The 18,836-nt window shown below is 71.5% G+C and carries 19 protein-coding genes; 11 read left to right on the forward strand and 8 right to left on the reverse strand.

Annotation, left to right across the window (positions count from 1 at the left end; translation table 11 throughout):
• Positions 1–34 precede the first annotated feature (34 nt).
• Positions 35–1,339: a DUF5719 family protein gene (locus AB0K05_RS01830; RefSeq protein ID WP_364225695.1), complete on the forward strand. Its 1,305-nt coding sequence runs from the start codon at positions 35–37 to the stop codon at positions 1,337–1,339.
• A gap of 13 nt (positions 1,340–1,352) precedes the next feature.
• On the opposite strand, the gene AB0K05_RS01835 is transcribed toward AB0K05_RS01830, so the two are convergent.
• Positions 1,353–1,793, reverse strand: a complete 441-nt coding sequence (locus AB0K05_RS01835; RefSeq protein WP_261808834.1) for a metallopeptidase family protein — start codon at positions 1,791–1,793, stop codon at positions 1,353–1,355.
• 149 nt (positions 1,794–1,942) lie between these two features.
• On the opposite strand from AB0K05_RS01835, the gene AB0K05_RS01840 reads away from it, so the two are divergent.
• Genes AB0K05_RS01840 through AB0K05_RS01860 form a run of 5 tightly spaced genes read left to right on the forward strand, consistent with a single transcriptional unit; the run spans position 1,943 to position 5,942 of the window.
• On the forward strand, positions 1,943–2,311 hold the full coding sequence (locus tag AB0K05_RS01840; RefSeq protein ID WP_148034239.1) for a DUF3499 domain-containing protein: 369 nt from the start codon (positions 1,943–1,945) through the stop codon (positions 2,309–2,311).
• A gap of 41 nt (positions 2,312–2,352) precedes the next feature.
• Positions 2,353–3,702 (forward strand): phosphomannomutase/phosphoglucomutase, encoded by a 1,350-nt coding sequence (locus AB0K05_RS01845; RefSeq protein ID WP_148034238.1) that lies wholly within the window; start codon positions 2,353–2,355, stop codon positions 3,700–3,702.
• Positions 3,699–3,866, forward strand: a complete 168-nt coding sequence (locus AB0K05_RS01850; RefSeq protein WP_219543568.1) for a Trm112 family protein — start codon at positions 3,699–3,701, stop codon at positions 3,864–3,866. The genes AB0K05_RS01845 and AB0K05_RS01850 overlap by 4 nt, the downstream gene beginning before the upstream one ends.
• Positions 3,863–4,969 (forward strand): SIS domain-containing protein, encoded by a 1,107-nt coding sequence (locus tag AB0K05_RS01855; protein WP_364225701.1) that lies wholly within the window; start codon positions 3,863–3,865, stop codon positions 4,967–4,969. Before AB0K05_RS01850 ends, AB0K05_RS01855 begins: the two co-directional genes overlap by 4 nt.
• A gap of 46 nt (positions 4,970–5,015) precedes the next feature.
• A complete protein-coding gene (locus AB0K05_RS01860; RefSeq protein ID WP_364225704.1) occupies positions 5,016–5,942 on the forward strand; it encodes a cation diffusion facilitator family transporter in 927 nt (308 codons plus the stop codon).
• 4 nt (positions 5,943–5,946) lie between these two features.
• Here the strand turns inward: AB0K05_RS01860 and AB0K05_RS01865 are convergent, their stop codons facing one another.
• Both AB0K05_RS01865 and AB0K05_RS01870 read right to left on the reverse strand, forming a co-directional pair.
• Positions 5,947–6,417 (reverse strand): GerMN domain-containing protein, encoded by a 471-nt coding sequence (locus tag AB0K05_RS01865; RefSeq protein WP_271276689.1) that lies wholly within the window; start codon positions 6,415–6,417, stop codon positions 5,947–5,949.
• Positions 6,414–6,773, reverse strand: a complete 360-nt coding sequence (locus tag AB0K05_RS01870) for a MerR family transcriptional regulator (RefSeq protein WP_271276690.1) — start codon at positions 6,771–6,773, stop codon at positions 6,414–6,416. The genes AB0K05_RS01865 and AB0K05_RS01870 overlap by 4 nt, the downstream gene beginning before the upstream one ends.
• Before the next feature lie 102 nt (positions 6,774–6,875).
• Between AB0K05_RS01870 and ahcY the strand changes: the two genes are divergently transcribed.
• Positions 6,876–8,303, forward strand: coding sequence for an adenosylhomocysteinase (gene ahcY, locus AB0K05_RS01875; RefSeq protein ID WP_364225709.1), 1,428 nt, complete (start codon positions 6,876–6,878; stop codon positions 8,301–8,303).
• A gap of 67 nt (positions 8,304–8,370) precedes the next feature.
• Positions 8,371–9,606: an adenosylhomocysteinase gene (locus tag AB0K05_RS01880; protein ID WP_364225712.1), complete on the forward strand. Its 1,236-nt coding sequence runs from the start codon at positions 8,371–8,373 to the stop codon at positions 9,604–9,606.
• Between the two features lie 2 nt (positions 9,607–9,608).
• On the opposite strand, the gene AB0K05_RS01885 is transcribed toward AB0K05_RS01880, so the two are convergent.
• The gene (locus AB0K05_RS01885; protein WP_148034230.1) at positions 9,609–10,244 is read right to left on the reverse strand and encodes a DUF305 domain-containing protein; all 636 of its coding nucleotides are present in this window, start codon (positions 10,242–10,244) and stop codon (positions 9,609–9,611) included.
• Between the two features lie 221 nt (positions 10,245–10,465).
• Between AB0K05_RS01885 and AB0K05_RS01890 the strand changes: the two genes are divergently transcribed.
• Complete coding sequence (locus AB0K05_RS01890; RefSeq protein WP_364226709.1) at positions 10,466–11,806, forward strand: hypothetical protein; 1,341 nt, start codon at positions 10,466–10,468, stop codon at positions 11,804–11,806.
• 79 nt (positions 11,807–11,885) lie between these two features.
• Entirely contained in the window at positions 11,886–13,274 is a 1,389-nt protein-coding gene (locus tag AB0K05_RS01895; protein ID WP_148034228.1) for a hypothetical protein, read from the forward strand.
• Positions 13,275–13,325: 51 nt separating this feature from the next.
• On the opposite strand, the gene AB0K05_RS01900 is transcribed toward AB0K05_RS01895, so the two are convergent.
• Positions 13,326–14,231, reverse strand: a complete 906-nt coding sequence (locus AB0K05_RS01900) for an RDD family protein (RefSeq protein WP_271276691.1) — start codon at positions 14,229–14,231, stop codon at positions 13,326–13,328.
• Positions 14,232–14,282: 51 nt separating this feature from the next.
• On the opposite strand from AB0K05_RS01900, the gene AB0K05_RS01905 reads away from it, so the two are divergent.
• Positions 14,283–15,275: a stage II sporulation protein M gene (locus AB0K05_RS01905; protein WP_364225717.1), complete on the forward strand. Its 993-nt coding sequence runs from the start codon at positions 14,283–14,285 to the stop codon at positions 15,273–15,275.
• Here AB0K05_RS01905 and AB0K05_RS01910 read toward each other — a convergent pair.
• From AB0K05_RS01910 to AB0K05_RS01920, 3 genes are read right to left on the reverse strand one after another with little or no spacing between them, the layout of a single operon-like run.
• The gene (locus AB0K05_RS01910) at positions 15,272–16,648 is read right to left on the reverse strand and encodes a DUF58 domain-containing protein (protein WP_364225720.1); all 1,377 of its coding nucleotides are present in this window, start codon (positions 16,646–16,648) and stop codon (positions 15,272–15,274) included. The genes AB0K05_RS01905 and AB0K05_RS01910 overlap by 4 nt on opposite strands.
• The gene (locus AB0K05_RS01915) at positions 16,648–17,628 is read right to left on the reverse strand and encodes a MoxR family ATPase (RefSeq protein WP_148034225.1); all 981 of its coding nucleotides are present in this window, start codon (positions 17,626–17,628) and stop codon (positions 16,648–16,650) included. The genes AB0K05_RS01910 and AB0K05_RS01915 overlap by 1 nt, the downstream gene beginning before the upstream one ends.
• A complete protein-coding gene (locus AB0K05_RS01920) occupies positions 17,618–18,832 on the reverse strand; it encodes a DUF4350 domain-containing protein (protein WP_364225723.1) in 1,215 nt (404 codons plus the stop codon). Before AB0K05_RS01920 ends, AB0K05_RS01915 begins: the two co-directional genes overlap by 11 nt.
• Positions 18,833–18,836: the final 4 nt, after the last annotated feature.

An 18,836-nucleotide genomic window follows, 5' to 3' on the forward strand; every position in this document is an offset into this window, starting at 1 on the left:
GGGTGGTCGGTCGGTCTCGGCTGGGGGGTGGGGTGTGAGGAGGTTCGCGGCCGGGCGGTTCGGGCTGATCTTGCTGGTGGTGGGGGTGCTCGCCGGTCTGTACGGGGTCGCGTACGTGACCAGGCCGGCGGCGGAGCGGCCGGTGGAGGCGCAGCCGAGGAAGGTGGCGGTGGAGGCGGCGACCGCGGCCTGTCCCGCCACACGAGGTGAGGACGTCAGCGTCTACCTGCCCGGGACGCTGTCACGGGAGCCGATGAGGGACGCGGAACCGTACACGGTGAGCGGGCCGGGCGGACTGGAGGCCGGCTACATCACGCGGACGACCAGCGGCACCGGGCGCGGGCTGGCCGGGGTGCGGTGCGCCGAGCCCGCCGCCGAGAGCTGGCTCGTCGGGCCGGGACCCGCCCGCGCCCGCGTCACGTTGCACCTGGTCAACGCCGACAAGGCGCCCGCCTTCGCCGACGTCGAGGTGTACGCGGCGGAGGGGCCCGTCTCCGGCGAAAGGGGCCTCGGGCTGGAGATCAAGCCCGGCGAGCACCGCCAGATCGACCTCCGCACGCTGGCCGACGCGGCCGACGTGATGGCGGTCAGCGTGAAGACGTTCACCGGGAGGCTGGCGGTCTCTGCCAGGGCGGTGCTGGAGACCGGCGGCGTCGACTGGCTGCCCCCGGCCGCGGCCCCGGCCACCGAGGTCGTGGTGCCCGCGGTCCCCGGCGGCGGCGGGCGTCGTGAGCTGCTGGTCGCCGCGCCCGGCGAGACCGACGCGACCGTGACGATCAAGGCCGTGACCGAGGGCGCCGCGTACGCGATGCGCGGCAGGGAGTCCGTCGACGTGCCGGCGGGCAGCGTGCTGCCGCTCGACGTGACCACCGGCATCGGCGGCGAGTCGGCCGCCCTGGTGCTCACCTCGACGGCGCCGGTGGTGGCGGGCGTGGTGATCACGGGTACGGGGCGGCAGCCGGACGTGGCGTTCACCGCCGGCACGCCCTCTCTCGACCTGGGCAGCGCGGTGGCCGCCAACGGCGCCGGCTCCCGGCTGGTGCTGACCGCGCCGGGCGCCGCGGGGGAGGTGCGGGTGCAGGTGGTGCCGGAGAGCGGCGAACCGCCCGCGCCGATCGACGTGGCGGTGCCGGCGGACCGGACCAGGAACGTGCGGCTGAAGGGCGAGGGCGCGTACGCGGTGGTGGTCACGCCGGTGTCGGGACGGGTGTACGGGGGGCGGGTGATGGAGGAGCGGCTCAGGAGCGGTCTCCTGATCACGGCTCAGCCCCTGGCCCCCGCCCGGCTCTGGACCGTGCTCCGGCCGCTCACCGACACTCCCCGTGCGGTCCTCCCCTGACCTGCCGCGGCTGTCAGCGGCGTTCGTCGTAGCCCGGGTCGACGGTCTCGGGGGACAGGCCGAGGAGGGAGGCGACCTGCTCCACCACGGTGTCGTGGACGAGGGCGCCCAGCGTGTCGCGGTCGCGGGCGCGGGCCTCCAGCGGGCGCCGGTAGAGGACGATGGACGCCGGGTCCTGCCCCCTGGCCGTGTCGGCGCGGCCGAGCGGGATCGGGTCGGCGCCGAAGCCGGGCCCGTCGCCCAGCTCGCTGAGCGGCGGCACCTCCTCCACCGCGAACTCCACCGACGACAGCTGCCTGCCCCACTTCGGCCTGAGCCGGTCGACCGCGTCGAGCACCAGGTCGTCGAAGCGCTCGCTGCGGGCACGGGCCATGGGAACGTAGGAAGGGGCGATCGGGCCGCGCAGGCCGCGGCCGTGCCTGTCGCGCCGTCGAGGACCGCGCTTGCTAGTCACACGGCAAGTGTAAGCCGCCCCCGGCGAAGAACACCGGCATCGGTGCATGTAGGTGGAAAGGCTGCGACAGCTGTCCGAATTGTGGCGACACGCCTTTTAAGAGCGCTCAGATAGTGGCGTCCCGCCCCCTTACCAGATACGGTCCCTCCGTGAGCCCCGTCCGCCGCTGTTCCCGCACCGCCTGCAGTCAGCCTGCCGTCTTCACGCTCACGTACGTATACGCCGATTCGACCGCAGTTCTCGGCCCTCTGGCGACGTACGCCGAGCCGCACTGTTATGACCTGTGCGCCGAACACGCCGAGCGGCTCACCGCACCCCGCGGCTGGGAGGTGGTGCGTCTGCCCACCGACGGCGCCACACCGAGCACCGACGATCTCGAAGCGCTGGCCAACGCGGTCAGGGAGGCGGCCAGGCCCAGCGGATCCGGCGTGGGGGAGCCCGTCGGCCAGGGAGTCGAGGTCGGGCGGCGCGGACACCTGCGTGTTCTGAGGTCGGCCCAGCAGCACCGCGACCGGTAGGCTCGGCTCTAGCCGGAGTGACGACCTAGGGGCGGAGCTGGATGGGCGATCTCGCCAGGATCTTCAAGGCGTATGACGTTCGTGGCCTGGTGCCCGACGAGTTCGACGAGCCGGTGGCCGAGGCCGTGGGGGCGGCGTTCGTCGAGGTGACCGGCGCCCGGTCGATGGTCCTCGCCCACGACATGCGCGAGTCGTCCCCGGTGCTGGCCGACGCGTTCGTCCGGGGCGCCCGTTCCCGCGGCGCCGACGTGGTGCACGCCGGGCTGGGCTCCACCGACCTGCTCTACTACGCCAGCGGCAGCCTGGGGTTGCCGGGCGTGATGTTCACGGCCAGCCACAATCCCGCGCAGTACAACGGGATGAAGATGTGCCGCGCGGGCGCGGTGCCGATCGGCGGCGACACCGGGCTCACCGAGATCCGCGACCGGGCGGCCGAGCTGGTCGGCGTCACGGCCACGCCCACCGGGTCGCTGATCGAGAAGGACCTGCTGCCGGGCTACGCCGACCACCTGCGCACGCTCGTCGACCTGTCGGGCATCAGGCGGCTCAAGGTCGTGGTCGACGCCGGCAACGGCATGGGCGGCCACACCGTCCCCGAGGTCCTCGCCGGGCTGCCGATCGACCTCACCCCGCTCTACTTCGAGCTCGACGGCTCCTTCCCCAACCACGACGCCAACCCGCTGGAGGCGGCCAACCTGGTCGATCTGCAGCGGGCCGTGGTGGCGGAAGGCGCCGACATCGGCCTGGCCTTCGACGGCGACGCCGACCGGTGCTGGGTGGTCGACGAGCGCGGCGAGTCCGTCTCGCCGTCCGCGATCACGGCCCTGGTGGCGGTGCGTGAGCTGGCCAAACACCCCGGCGCGACGGTCATCCACAACCTGATCACCTCGCGCGGCGTGCCGGAGATCGTCCGCGAGCACGGCGGCGACCCGGTCCGCACCCGCGTCGGCCACTCCTTCATCAAGGCCGAGATGGCCCGCACCGGTGCCGTCTTCGGCGGCGAACACTCCGCTCATTACTACTTCCGCGACTTCTGGTTCGCCGACTCCGGCATGCTGGCCGCGCTGCACGTGCTGGCGGCGCTCGGCGAGCAGCCCGACCCGTTGTCGCGGGTGGTGTCCGCCTACTCCCGCTACCACGCCTCGGGCGAGATCAACAGCACGGTCGCCGACCAGGACGCGGCCGTGCGCCGCGTGCGCTCGGCGTTCGGCGGCCGGGGCGAGGCCGACGAGCTCGACGGGCTCACCGTGAGCGGCGACGGCTGGTGGTTCAACCTGCGCGCGTCCAACACCGAGCCGCTGCTCAGGCTCAACGCCGAAGCGGCCGACGAGACCACGATGACGGCGGTCCGGGACGAGGTCCTCGACCTGCTGAGAGAGGTTCAACAGTGAAGATCGACGACTGGCTGCTGGAGATCCTGGCGTGCCCGGCGTGCAAGGCGCCGCTCCGCGCCGAAGGCGAGGCCGAGGAGCTGGCCTGCACCGGCTGCGGCCTGGTCTATCCCGTCCGTGACGACATCCCCGTCCTGCTCGTCGACGAGGCCAGGAAGCCGTGACCTGGGAGCCCGAGCGGCTCGACGACACGCATCACCTCACCGAGGGCGACCCCGGCGGCATGCTCCGCGCGGTCGCCGACTCCGCCGCCCAGGTCCGCACCGGCTATCGGTGCGCGGTCGAGTCCGGCGTCGACCGCCTCTCCGCGAACGTGCGGCCGAGAGCGGTCGTGGTCGCGGGCATGGGGGGCTCCGCCCTCGCGGGAGACATCCTGGCCGCGGTGTGCGGGCCCGGCGCTCCGATCCCCGTGGTCACGGTGCGCTCCTACCAGCTCCCCGGCTGGGTGGGCGCGACCGACCTGGTGATCGCCGTCTCCTGGTCGGGAGAGACCGGAGAGACGCTCGCCATGGCGGCCGAGGCGGTGCGGCGCGGCTGCACACTCCTCGCGGTCGGGCCCGCGGGGTCTGCCCTGGAGGCGGTGGCGGTCCAGTCGTCCTCGCTCCATGTGGCGATCCCCACCGGCCGCCGGCCCAGGGCCGACCTGTGGCTCGTGACGACCCCGCTGGTGGTGGCCGCCGCCTCGCTGAGGCTGGTGCGGGCCGAGCCGACGGTCTACGAGCGGGTGGCCAGGACGCTCGAAGACATCGCGCACCGCTGCCGGCCGTCCAGCGACTCGTTCATCAACCCCGGCAAGGCGCTGGCGATGGACCTGGCCGAATCCGTGCCGATGATCTGGGGCTCGTCCCCGCTGGCCACCGCGGCGGCCACCCGTTTCGCCCACCGGCTGAACGAGAACGCCAAATATCCCGCGATGGCCGGCGAGCTGCCCGAGGCCGGCCACAACCAGGTGGCGGTGCTCGACGGGCCGCTGGCCGAGCGCGACATCTTCGCCGACACCTCCTCACGGACGCTCCGGCTGGTGCTGCTGCGCGACATGGAGGAGCACCCCCGGGTGACCAGCACGAGGGAGGCGGTCCTACGGGTCGCGCAGGATCGCGACGTGCGGGTCACCGAGCTGGCGTCCGACGGCGACCATCCGCTGGAGCGGCTGGCCTCGCTGATCGGGCTGACGGATTTCGCCAGCACCTATCTCGCGCTGGGTTACGGCGTCGACCCGACCCCGGTGCGGCCGATCACGGAGTTGAGGGCTCGGATTTCCCACTAGGATCCATCCGTCCAGGACTTTGTGATCGTATGACTGGAGACGACCGGTGAGTGCGAGCGGCGGAACCAAAGCAATCATCGCGGCTCTGGCCGCGAACATGTCCATCGCGGTCGCGAAGTTCGTGGCGGCGGCCTTCACCGGGTCGTCGTCGATGCTGGCCGAGGGCATCCACTCCGTCGCCGACTCGGGCAACCAGGCGTTGCTGCTGCTGGGCGGCAAGCGGGCCAAGCGGGCCAGCACCCGCGAGCACCCGTTCGGCTACGGGCGCGAGCGCTACTTCTACGCGTTCGTGGTGGCCGTGGTGCTGTTCGCGATCGGCGCGCTGTTCTCGCTGTACGAGGGCTATCACAAGCTGACCCACGCGGAGCCGCTCACCTCGCCCGGCTGGGCGTTCGGCGTGCTGATCTTCGCGATCATCGCCGAGATCTTCTCGTTCCGCACGGCCATCATCGAGGCCAACGCGGTCCGCGGCGACCAGGGGTGGATGGCGTTCATCCGCCGGTCCAAGGCGCCCGAGCTGCCCGTCATCCTGCTGGAGGACCTCGGCGCGCTGCTCGGCCTGATCTTCGCGCTGTTCGGCGTGACGATGGCCGTGGTGACGGGCAACCCGATCTGGGACGCCGTCGGCACCCTCATGATCGGCGCCCTGCTCGCCGTCATCTCGGTGATCCTGGCCGTGGAGACCAAGTCGCTGCTGCTCGGCGAGAGCGCCGCCCCCGAGATGGAGGGCCGCATCCGCGCCGCGCTCGAAGCCTCCTCGCAGGTCGACCGCGTCATCCACATGAAGACGCTGCACATCGGCCCGGAGGAGCTGCTGGTGGCCGCCAAGATCGCGGTGACGCGGTCCGACACCGCGCCGGAGATCGCCCAGGGCATCGACGAGGCCGAGCGGCGCATCCGCGAGGCGGTGCCGATCGCCCGCGTCATCTACCTGGAGCCCGACCTCGACCGTGAGGTGTCGCCCACGGTCTGACCGGTCACTCGTGGCCGGTGACGCACGACCTGCCCGAGTCGGTCTGGTCGAACAGGCACCGGCCGTCTCTGGCCAGCGTCACGACCTTCTTGACGGTGGCGAACTGCTTGAGCGTCGCCTCGATCGTACGCAGCGCCCGGGCGTCGGAGCCGACTCCTGAGCCCCAGACCGTGCGGCAGAAGCGGAGCGTGGCGGTGCCCTTGCGGATCTTCAGCGTGAAGTCGGCGCCGCAGTCGGAGCGGCCGCGGAGCTTGCCGGTCAGCTCGGAGTGCAGGCCGCGGCGCCGCTCGGCGGCGGTGGGGCCCTTGAGGAGCTGTTCGACGGCGAACCTGGCGACGCCGGCGTGCGGGGAGGTCCTGGTGACCGGCACGACCTTGCCGGGCACCCCGTGCCCCTTGGAGAAGTAGACCTGGACGTCGGCGGCGGTCTGCGCGGGGGTGAGGGCCAGCACGGTGGCCAGCAGCAGCTCCTTCATGCCCTGTTCGACGTATCGCCGGCACCCGGGGTTCGCAGCAGGCGCAGCGCCTTCTCCTTCTCGAAGTCCAGCGCCCTGCGCGGCACCTGTATGCGGCCGATGCGCACGCCCAGCTCGCGCACGCTCGCGGCGACGGCCGGCTCGCTGAGCGCGCGCAGCGCGAACGCCAGCTCGGCCGGTGAGACGTCGAACCGCTTCTCCAGCTCCACCGCGTGGGCGACGGCGGCGAGCTCCTCAGGGCCGAAACGCCGGTGCGCGCCGCGACCGCGCACCGGTGGCAGCAGCCCGAGAGCTTCCCGGTAGCGGAGCATCCTGGGGGACATGCCGAGCCGCTTGGCCGCTTCCGTGATTCGCATTCTTACATTCTTACGTCAACTTCCGGGGTCTCGGGGTGCGACCTTGCCGGACTGCCGCCTAGACTCGTCCGCGACCACACGATGACGCGAGGGGTAACGCAGATGGACTTCAAGGTCGCCGACCTTTCACTGGCCGAGTTCGGCCGCAAGGAGATCCGGCTCGCCGAGCACGAGATGCCCGGCCTCATGGCGATCCGCCGTGAATACGCGGCCTCCCAGCCCCTCCGCGGCGCGAAGATCATGGGCTCCCTGCACATGACCATCCAGACCGCCGTCCTCATCGAGACGCTGGTCGCGCTCGGCGCCGAGGTGCGCTGGGTGAGCTGCAACATCTTCTCCACCCAGGACCACGCCGCCGCCGCGGTCGTCGTCGGCCCCGACGGCACCGCCGACGACCCCAAGGGCGTGCCCGTGTTCGCCTGGAAGGGCGAGACGCTCGAGGAATACTGGTGGTGCACCGAGCAGGCGCTCACCTGGCCCGGCGCCGACGGCCCCAACATGATCCTCGACGACGGCGGCGACGCCACGCTCCTGGTCCACAAGGGCGCCGAGTACGAGAAGGCCGGTTTCGTGCCGGACGCCACCGACGCGGACCCCGAGGAGTGGCACGTCATCATCGGCCTCCTCAAGCGCACCGTCACCGACGAGAAGCGCTGGACCCGGATCGCCGAGGGCATCAAGGGCGTCACCGAGGAGACCACCACCGGCGTGCACCGTCTCTACGAGATGCACAAGAACGGCCAGCTGCTGTTCCCGGCGATCAACGTCAACGACTCGGTCACCAAGTCCAAGTTCGACAACAAGTACGGCTGCCGCCACTCCGTCATCGACGGCCTCAACCGCGCCACCGACGTGCTCATCGGCGGCAAGGTGGCCGTGGTGTGCGGCTACGGCGACGTCGGCAAGGGCTGCGCCGACGCGCTGCGCGGCCAGGGCGCCCGGGTCATCGTCACCGAGATCGACCCGATCTGCGCGCTCCAGGCCGCCATGGACGGCTTCCAGGTCACCACGCTGGACGACGTCGTCGGCATCGCCGACATCTTCGTCACCACCACCGGCAACTTCAACATCATCACCGCCGACCACATGGCGCGGATGAAGCACCAGGCGATCGTGTCCAACATCGGCCACTTCGACAACGAGATCGACATGGCCGGCCTGGCCAAGACCCCCGGCATCGAGCGGCGCAACATCAAGCCGCAGGTCGACGAGTGGGTGTTCGCCGACGGTCACTCCATCCTCGTGCTCGCCGAGGGCCGGCTGATGAACCTCGGCTGCGCCACCGGCCACCCGTCGTTCGTCATGTCCAACTCGTTCACCAACCAGGTGATCGCGCAGATCGAGCTGTTCACCAAGACGGAGGACTACCCGATCGACGTCTACGTGCTGCCCAAGCACCTCGACGAGAAGGTCGCCAGGCTGCACCTCGACGCCCTCGGCGTCAAGCTCACCCAGCTGACCAAGGAGCAGGCGGCCTACATCGGCGTCCACGTCGAGGGCCCGTACAAGCCCGACCACTACCGCTACTGATCTCCGGCGTGTTCGATGCTCCGGAGGGGCGGGCGCCCCTCCGGAGCCTTGGTGTCTGAAGGCTTGCATGGATCTGTGGGAGAGCGGGGAGCGGCACATCTCGTGGGCCGCCCGTTCGATGCCGGTGCTGACCGCGCTCGGGGAGCGGTTCGCCGCCGCGCGGCCGCTCGACGGGCTGCGGGTGGCCGCGTGCCTGCACGTCACGGCCGAGACCGCGGTGCTGATGGGCACGCTCAAGGCGGGCGGCGCGGAGATCGCGCTGGCCGCCTCCAACCCGCTGTCGACGCAGGACGACGTGGCGGAGGCGCTGCGCGGCTACGGCGTGGCCGTGCACGCCAGGGCGGGCGTCGACCGGGCCACCTACTACCGCCACATCCACCAGGCCCTCGACGTGCGGCCCGACCTGGTGCTCGACGACGGCTGCGACCTGGTCAACATCCTCCACACCGAGCGCACCGACCTGCTCGACGGGGTGTCGGGCGGGTGCGAGGAGACCACCACCGGCGTCATCAGGCTCCGGCAGATGGCCGCCGAGGGGGCGCTGCGCTTCCCGATGGTGGCGGTCAACGACACCCGGACCAAGCGGATGTTCGACAACCGCTACGGCACCGGCCAGTCGACGCTCGACGGCATCATGCGGGCTACCAACACCATGCTGGCCGGGAGCACGGTCGTGGTCGCCGGGTTCGGCTACTGCGGGCGCGGCGTGGCCGAGCGGGCCAAGGGGCTGGGCGCGCGGGTGATCGTGACGGAGATCGACGCGGTTAAGGCACTCGACGCCACCCTCCAGGGGTACGAGGTGCGCCCGATGGAGCAGGCGGCCCCGGCGGGCGACCTGTTCATCACCGTCACCGGCAACCGCGACGTGATCACGGCCGCGCACGTGGCGGCCATGAAGGACGGGGCGATCCTGGCCAACGCCGGCCACTTCGACGTGGAGATCGACGTGCGGGCGCTGGACGAGCTGGCGAGCGAGGTGCACCGCGGGATCCGGCCCAACACCGACGAGTACGTCCTGCCCGACGGCCGCCGCCTGCTGCTGCTCGCCGAGGGCCGGGTGGTCAACCTCACCGCCGCCGAGGGCCATCCGGCCGCGGTGATGGACATGTCGTTCTCCGCGCAGGCGCTCGCCGTCGCCTGGCTCGCCCGCGAGCGGGCGGGGATGGCGCCCGGCGTGTACGACGTACCCCAGGAGATCGACCAGGAGGTGGCCAGGCTCAAGCTGGTGGCCGCCGGCATCGGCATCGACGTGCTCACCGGCGACCAGGAGTCCTACCTCCACTCCTGGCGCAGCGGCTCCTAGCGCTAACCGGCCGCCTGCATCTCGCGCATCCGCCGGATCTCCGAGAGCTGGGTGACGCCCACGTCGTTGGCCAGCTCCTCGATCCGCAGGTGCGAGCCGCCCTTGAGCACCTCGGTCGACATCTCGATCGCGCCCTCGTGGTGCTTGATCATCAGCTCCAGGAACAGCCGGTCGAACGCCTGGCCCGACGCCGCTTTCAGCTGCTCCATCTGCTCGGGCGTGGCCATGCCGGCCATGCCGTCGTGCGCGGCGTGGTGGTCGGGCACCCGCTGGCCCTGCTGCTGCAGCCAGGTGCGCATCCACTGGATCTCCGGGCCCTGGGAGTCCTTGATCCGCGAGGCGAGGCTCTTGAGCTTGGCCGACTCCGCCCTGTTCGGCGCCAGGATGGCCATGTCGAGCGCCTGCTGGTGATGGACGATCATGTCCTGGACGTACGCGACGTCGGCCGCGTTCGCGCTCGCCTGGGGCACGGCGGTGACCGCCTCACCCGGAGCGAGCGTCCTGGCCTCCTCGCCGGGCTTGCCGGGGGCGATGACCGGCGCCGTCGAGTCGGCGCGCGGGGCCTGAGTCTCTGAGGTGCAGCCGGAAACGGCGAATATCGTGAGGGCACCGGTGACGACGACGAGCGCAGCGCGCACTCAGCCTCCTGACGGTTTCGGTCGGAACGTCGCATTCTAAGAGGGAATGGTGATCATTAATAGAGGGCAACCTGCTCTAATGTTTGACATATTGCGTGCTGGTCGTGAGCGGAGTTGAAGGGTGAAAATTTCACCATTTATGCCCCCTTTATAGGAGGACACCTCCCGTGCCGTCCACCCGCAGGTTCCTCGTCCTCGCTGGGGCCGCCCTCACCTTGGTGATGGCCGGCCTTCCCGCGCAGGCTGCGGACATCCCGGCTCCCGGCGAGATCGTCAAGAGCCAGAACATCACGCACGTCACCAACGTGCCCAAGCCCGAGGCCCTGGCCGACATCAACACGGACATGGCCTTCCAGGGTGACTACGCCTACGTCGGCAACTACTACGGCTTCTCGATCTACGACATCAAGAACCCCAAGAAGACCAAGGTAGTCAGCTCCGTGGTCTGCCCCGGCGGCCAGATGGACATCAGCGTCTACGGTGACCTGGTGTTCGGGTCCGTCGACTCCTCCCGCAACGACGACTCCTGCAACAGCACCGGCCAGAGCGCGGCCGTGAAGGAGTCGTGGGAGGGCATCCGGATCTTCGACGTCCGCGACAAGAAGAACCCGCGGTACATCAAGTCCGTCGAGACCAACTGCGGCTCCCACACGCACACGCTCGTCCCCGACCGCCGCGGCAAGAACGTCTACCTCTACATCTCCTCGTACAGCCCGAACGCGGCCTTCCCCGACTGCCAGCCGCCGCACGACCTGATCTCCATCGTCAAGGTCCCGCTGCGGGACCCGGGCTCGGCCTCGGTCATCGCCACGCCGAACCTGTTCCCCGACGGCGGCTTCCCCGGCGTGCCCGGCTCGTACCCCAACGGCAAGTCGGCCACCACCGGCTGCCACGACATCACCGCCTACCCGGAGAAGGGCATCGCCGCCGGCGCCTGCATGGGCGAGGGCATCCTCATGGACATCCGTGACCCGGAGAACCCGAGGGTGACCGCGACCGTCCGCGACGAGACCAACTTCGCCTTCTGGCACTCCGCCACCTTCAACAACAGCGGCTCGCGGGTGATCTTCACCGACGAACTCGGCGGCGGCACCAGGGCGACCTGCAACGAGGCCATCGGGCCGGACCGCGGCGCCAACGCGTACTACGACATCGGCGCCGACGGCCAGATGACCTTCCGCGGCTACTTCAAGATCCCGCGGCACCAGGCCGACACCGAGAACTGCGTGGCGCACAACGGCTCGCTGATCCCGGTCAAGGGCAAGGACATCATGGTCCAGGCCTGGTACCAGGGCGGCATCTCGGTCGTCGACTTCACCGACCCGGCCAACGCCCAGGAGATCGCCTTCTTCGAGCGCGGGCCCGACGCGCCCAACCCGCTCAGCGGCGGCCACTGGTCGGCCTACTACTACAACGGCTACATCTACGGCTCGGACTTCAACCTGGGACTCGACGTCCTCAAGATCAACGACCCGCGGACCAACAAGGCCAACGGCGTGAAGTTCGACATCCTCAACGCCCAGACCCAGCAGTCCTATCGGGACCACGGGCACCACCACTGATCGTCCGTCGGCGGCGGGACCTCACCGGGGCCCCGCCGCCTTCGGCATGAGGAAACACGAGACCAAGGAGGCTCTCTGCATGTCCCGTATGTTCCGAACGCTGCTCGCGGCAGGCGCAGCCGTCGCCCTGAGCCTTACGGCGTTACCCGCCACCGCGGGTGACATCCCGCCCGCGGACACGATCGTCCACAGCCCGAACGTGAGCCACGTGCTCAACATCCCCAAGCCGGCGCCGCTCGCCGGCACCATCAACACCGACATCGCCTTCCAGGGCGACTACGCCTACGTCGGCAACTACGGCGGATTCTCGATCTACGACATCAAGAACCCGAAGCGGGCCAAGGTCGTCAGCTCGGTCGTCTGCCCCGGCGCCCAGATGGACCTCAGCGTCTACGGCGACCTGCTGTTCGCCGCCGTCGACAGCTCCCGCAGCGACGACTCGTGCAACAGCACCGGGCAGAGCGCCGCGATCAAGGAGTCGTGGGAGGGCGTCCGGATCTTCGACATCCGCGACAAGCGCAACCCGCGCTACATCAAGTCGGTCGAGACCGACTGCGGCTCCCACACCCTGACCCTGGTGCCCGGCAAGGGCCGGGACCGGAACAAGAACGTCTACGTCTACGTCTCGTCGTACCTGCCGGCGGCCAACCTGCCCGACTGCCAGCCCCCGCACGACAAGATCTCCATCATCAAGGTGCCGCTGCGCAACCCGACGCAGGCGCACGTGGCCGCCACGCCGGTCGTCTTCCCCGACGGCGGCAACGAGACCCAGCCGGGGCTGCTCGTGCCCACCACCGGCTGCCACGACATCACCGTCTACGCGGAGAAGGACATCGCGGCCGGCGCCTGCATGGGTGACGGCGTGCTGTTCGACATCCGCGACCGGCTCAACCCGCAGGTGACCGCCAGGACCACGGACGAGAACTTCGCCTTCTGGCACTCGGCGACCTTCACCAACGACGCCAGGACGGTGCTGTTCACCGACGAGCTCGGCGGCGGCGGCGCGGCCACCTGCAACGAGACCGTCGGGCCGAACCGTGGCGCGGACGCCATCTACCGCATCCACCGCGGCGAGCTCGTCTTCCAGGGCTACTTCAAGATCCCGCGGCACCAGGCCGACACCGAGAACTGCGTGGCGCACAACGGCTCGCTGATCCCGGTCAAGGGCAAGAACATCATGGTCCAGGCCTGGTACATGGGCGGCGTCTCGTTCATCGACTTCACCGACCCGGCCAACCCGCGCGAGTTCGGCTACTTCGAGCGCGGCCCGAAGGCCGACGGCAGCGGCGGCGGTGTCTGGTCGGCGTACTACTACAACGGGTACGTGTACGCGGCCGACTTCGACAACGGCCTCGACGTGCTGAAGATCGACGACCCGCTGGTCAAGGGAGCGTCGCACGTCCGCAGCGACATCCTCAACGTCCAGACCCAGGAGTCCTACCCCGGTGGAGGCTCGGGCCGCCACTAGGCCACGACCCGACCATCAGCGCCGGTCCCGGTTCACCGGGGCCGGCGCCCCTCACTGCGGCGGCGCGAACCCGCCGGTCCCCTCCGAAGCGGGCGGCGGTGGTCCGTACGGATTCGGCCCGCCTTGAGGACCGGCAGCGGGCCCGTACGGGGCCGGCTGGACGGGAGGGGGCCCGTACGGGCCGGTCTGCGGCGCGTACGGGGAAGGCGCGGCCTGGCGCATCAGGCGGGCCTGCTCGCGGCGGCGGCGCTCGGCGAGCACGGCGCTGAGGTAGGCGTGCGGCGGCACCCCCGGCGGCGCGGCCGGGGACACGAACGACGCCATCTGCGTGGCGATCCGCACCCCCATCTCGTACTGGATCCGCGGCGACAGGTCATGCCAGCGCAGGATGTAGTGACGGGCGGCCGTCGCCACCTCGTCCGGCACCTGTGACAGCTCCAGGGACGCCGCCCAGGACGCCAGCTGCGGCGGCATCACGATGGCGTCGGAGTTGTCGCGCGGCCCCCGCTCCGAGATCACCATCGTCCCGGCGAACAGGTCGCCCAGCCGCTTGCCCTTCTGCGAGACGAGCGAGGAGATCAGCGCCGGCGCCCCGAAGAAGGCCCAGAACTCCACGAGCCCGGCGAGCCCGCGGAACAGCGCCTGCCGGAACCGCTCGGGGCTGCCGTCGTCGCTCACCACCCGCAGCCCGAGCGCCAGCTTGCCGAGGCTGCGCCCGCGCGTGGCCGTCTCGAAGATCACCGGATAGCCGACCATGACCAGGAACAGGAACAGGGTCACCACGGCCGCGAACATCGCCGGATCGGTGAACGCCGCGAGGTACGGCAGCGTGCTCAGCCCTCCGATCAGGAGCAGGATCTGGATGGCGTAGTCGATGAAGAAGGCCAGGGCGCGCGAGGGGAACTGCGCTACCCGTACCTCCAGGACGACGGCGTCACCGGTCACAACCTCTGACATATGTGGAGCCTAACGGCAATGACCGCCCGCGTGAGCGGCCAGAATGGTCACGTGGACATCGACGCGTTCGTCTCGGCCCACCGCCCGACATGGGATCGGCTGGAGCACCTGGTCAAGCACCGCTCCTCCCTGACGGGGGCCGAGGTGGACGAGCTCGTCGACCTCTACCAGCGGGTGTCGACCCACCTGTCGATCGTCCGCTCCTCCTCGTCGGACGCGATGCTGGCCGGCCGGCTGTCGGCGCTGGTCGCCCGCGCCCGCTCGGCCGTCACCGGCTCCCGCAACCCGGCCTGGCGGGAGGTCGTCCGCTTCTTCACGGTCTCGTTTCCGGTGGTGGCCTACCGGACGCGCTGGTGGTGGCTCGCCACGTCGCTGGCGTTCGTGGCGGTGGCCTGGGCGCTCGGCGCGTGGGTGGCCGGCGACCCGAGGGTGCAGACCTCGATCGCCACCGAGGAGGCGATCACCCAGCTGGTCGAGCACGACTTCGCAGACTACTACTCGGAGAACCCCGCGGCGTCCTTCGCCAACCGCGTGTGGATCAACAACGCGCTGGTGTCGCTCCAGGTCATCGCCTACGCCGTCCTCCTGGGCCTGCCGATTCCGTACGTGCTCTGGCAGAACGCCGCCAACGTCGGCATCTCGGGCGGACTCATGGCCTCCAGGGACAAGCTCGACATCTTCTTCGGCCTCATCACCCCGCACGGCCTGCTGGAGCTCACGGCCGTGTTCCTCGCCGCCGCCGTCGGCATGCGGCTCGGCTGGACCGTCATCGCGCCAGGTCCGCGCAGACGCGTCGAGGTGCTGGCCGAGCACGGCAGAGCGGTGATGGCGGTCGCGCTCGGGCTGGTCGTGGTGCTGTTCGTGTCGGGCCTGATCGAGGCGTTCGTGACGCCGTCCGGGCTCCCCACCGCCGCCCGCGTCGGCATCGGGGTGCTCGCCGAGGTGGTCTTCCTCGGGTACGTGATCGCGTTCGGACGCCGCGCGGCCCGCGACGACCAGACCGGTGACCTGGAGGACGCCCCCGACGTGGCCCCGAGCGGCTAGAGCCGGCCCGCGGCCTTCAGCGCCAGGTAGTGGTCGGCCAGCGCGGGCGCGATGTCGTCGGGCGGCGCGTCGACCACCTCGACGCCGTGGCGGCGCAGCCTGGCCGTGATCCGCCGGCGTTCCAGCCGGGCGTGCTCGGCCGCCGCCGCGTCGTACACCTCCTCGGCCGTGCCCCGTCCGGAGGCCATCGCCGCCACCCGCGGATCCGACACGCCCGCCACCAGCACCAGGTGGCGCGAGGAGAGCTGGGGCAGCACGGGCATCAGACCCTCGTCCATCGCGGCCCCGTTCAGGTCGGTGAGCAGCACCACCAGGCAGCGGCGCTTGGCCCGGGACAGGATCGCGGCCACCATGCCCTGCGCGTCGGCCTCGACCAGCTCGGCCTCGATCGGCGCCATCACGTTGACCAGCGACGACAGCAGCTCGGTGCGGGAGGCGCCGCTCAGCCAGGCGCGCACCGACCGGTCGTAGGCCAGGAAGTCCACCCGGTCGCCGGCCCTGGCGGCGAGCGCGGCCAGCAGCAGGGCCGCGTCCATCGACCAGTCCAGCCGCGGCCACCCGGGCTCGGGACGCGGTGCGGGACGCACCAGCAGCCCGCCCTGGCCGTCCGCGACCGCCCCGGCCAGCGGGATCGGCGCCGCGCCGACCCGGCCCGCCGAGGTGCGGCCGGTGTCGAGCACGATCAGCACCCGCCGGTCGCGCTCCGGCCGCCAGGTGCGCACGACCACGTCGTGCCGCCGCGCGGTGGCCCGCCAGTCGATCGAGCGCACGTCGTCGCCGATCACGTACTCGCGCAGAGAGTCGAACTCGGTGCCCTGCCCGCGCACCAGCGCCGGATGCTGACCTTCCAGCTCGCGCAGTCTGGCCAGCCGGGACGGCAGGTGCTTGCGCGACAGGAACGGCGGCAGCACCCGCACGGACCAGGGGGAGTAGTGGTTGCCCTGGCGGGCGGCCAGCCCCAGCGGCCCGCGCGAGCGCACGGTCACCGCCACGGACTCGCGGTCGCCGCGCCTGGTCGGGGTGAGCGTCACCACCAGCTTGCGGCGCTCGCCGGCCGGCACGTCCAGCGCCAGCTCGCGCGGCGCCGCCCCGGCCGACGGCGGCCACGCGTCGCGCAGCACCCCGCGCACCCGCCTGCTCCCCGGGTTCTCGACCGTCAGCTCCACCGTCGCCCGCTGCCCGAGCCGCACCAGCCGCTCGCCCGACCGGTGGAAGCGCAGCGGCCGCACCGCGCCCGCGAACACCAGGTCCACGAGGATCCCGGCGGCCAGCAGCAGGCACACCCCGGCCAGCGCGGGGCCGGGCTGCGGGGCGAACAGCACCACCACGATCCCGAGCGCCGCGACCAGCCCGGCGCGTCCCGTCAGCGCCATCAGCGCGGGACCGGGACCGAGGCGAGGATGCCGTCGAGCAGGCCGTCGGCGGTCGCGCCCTCCAGCTCCGCCTCCGGCCGCAGCTGCACCCGGTGCCGGAGCGCGGGCCTGGCCAGCGCCTTGACGTCATCCGGAGTCACGTACGCGCGGCCCGACAGCCACGCCCACGCCCGTGAGGCCGCCAGCAGCGCGGTCGCCCCGCGCGGCGAGACGCCGAGCTGGAGCGACGGCGAGTTCCTGGTGGCGCGGGCGACGTCCACGATGTAGCCGAGCACCTCGGGGGCGACGTGCACCTGCGCCGCCGCCTGGCGGCCCGCCTCCAGGTCGGCGGCCGTCGCCACCGGCTTGATCTCCGACAGGTCGCGCGGGTCGAAGCCGAGCGCGTGCCGCTCCAGCACCGCGATCTCCTGGTCACGCGGCGGCAGCGGCACCGTCAGCTTCACCATGAACCGGTCCAGCTGGGCCTCGGGGAGCTGGTAGGTGCCCTCGTACTCGACGGGGTTCTGCGTCGCGCACACCACGAACGGGTCGGGCAGCGGGCGGGCCGCGCCCTCCACGCTCACCTGCCGCTCCTCCATCGCCTCCAGCAGCGCCGCCTGGGTCTTCGGCGGGGTGCGGTTGATCTCGTCGGCGAGCAGCAGGTTCGTGAACACCGGGCCCTCGCGGAACTCGAACTCCGCCGTCTTCGCGTCGTAGATGAGCGAGCCGGTCACGTCGCCCGGCATCAGGTCGGGGGTGAACTGCACCCGCTTGAAATCCAGCGACAGCGCCGCGGCGAGGGTGCGGACCATCAGCGTCTTGGCCACGCCCGGCACGCCCTCCAGCAGCACGTGTCCCCGGCACAGCAGGGCGATGACCAGCCCGGTCACCACCGCGTCCTGCCCGACCACGGCCTTGGACACCTCGGCCCGGAGCGCGCTCAGCGCCTCCCTGGCCGCGTCCGCGGGGGCCGCCGTCCGGGCGAAATGCTCAGAGCTCACTGACCTTCCTTTCGATGTGGTCCACGTATCCGGCCAGGGCGACCAGCTCGTCGTCCGTCTCCGGCGAAGGCCCGTACAGCGCGGCGCCGACCCGCTGCGCGTCCTCACCCGTCCGTACGGCGATCGCCGCCACCACTTCCCGGCTGTCCGCGCCCTGGCCCAGCCCGAGCCGGGGCGTCAGCCGGTCGATCGCGCCCGCCCGCAGCGCGTCGGCGGCCCTGGCCCTGGCCTTCCTGGCGCGGTAGAGCCTGCCGCGGCCCTCCACCGTCTCGGCGGCCCGCACCACCACCGGCAGCCGCTCCACCACGACAGGGCCGAGCCGCCTGCCCCGCCAGAACGCCACCAGCGCCACCGCCACGCACGCCATCACCAGCGACCAGCCGACGCCCGCGGGCATGAGGTCGTACATGGACCGGCCCTCGGTGCCCGCCAGGTCGCCGGCGGGCGGGGTGTCAGGGGACACCAGCCAGGTCACGGGCTTGCCGGTGTCGAGCAGGTTGAGCGCCAGCGCGGCGTTGCCGTCCTCGGCCAGGCGCAGGTTCGTCATGAACGAGGCGCTGCCGACGACCGTGGTCGTGCCGGACCCGTTCGGGAAGCTGACGAGCGTCGAGCCCTCATGCGACGGGTAGCAGCCGGTGCCGCCGTCGGGGACCTCGAACGCGACCCCGCCGATGTAGGCGCTCCCCGCGGCGGTCGCGGCGGGCAGCGCGCACTCGGGGTCGCGCGAGCGCTCCCGCACCGCCTCCGGCACCGGGTCGACGTTCGGGGCGAGCGTCGGCAGGTCGTAGAAGCCCACGATCAGCCGGTCGCCGGGGAGTGAGGCGAGGGCGGACGTGTCCACGTACGTCGTGTCGGCGGCGAGCAGCAGCCGGTCGCCGCCCAGGGCCCTGGCCGCCTCCGCCGAGTCCACCCGGTCCACCGTGACGCCTCTGGCCCGCAGCAGCTCGGCCAGCGCCTTGGAGCCCTGCAGCGAGGTGTCCTCCGGATCGAGGAAGCGCTGGGCGCCCCGGTCGGGGCCGAGCAGCACCACGGCCGTGGCGACCGCCACGACGATCAGGCCGAGCAGCGCGATCAGCCGGCCGCCCCGCCACACGGACCGCACGGTCGGCGACGTCGGCACCGACCCGCCCCCGGCCGCCGGCGCCAGGCCGCCCGACGCCGGAACGCTTTCCTCCGGCGTCACCCGCACGCCTTCACCGGCCATCAGA

The sequence above is a fragment of the Nonomuraea sp. NPDC049486 genome (assembly GCF_040676925.1).
Lineage (GTDB): Bacteria > Actinomycetota > Actinomycetes > Streptosporangiales > Streptosporangiaceae > Nonomuraea > Nonomuraea ferruginea.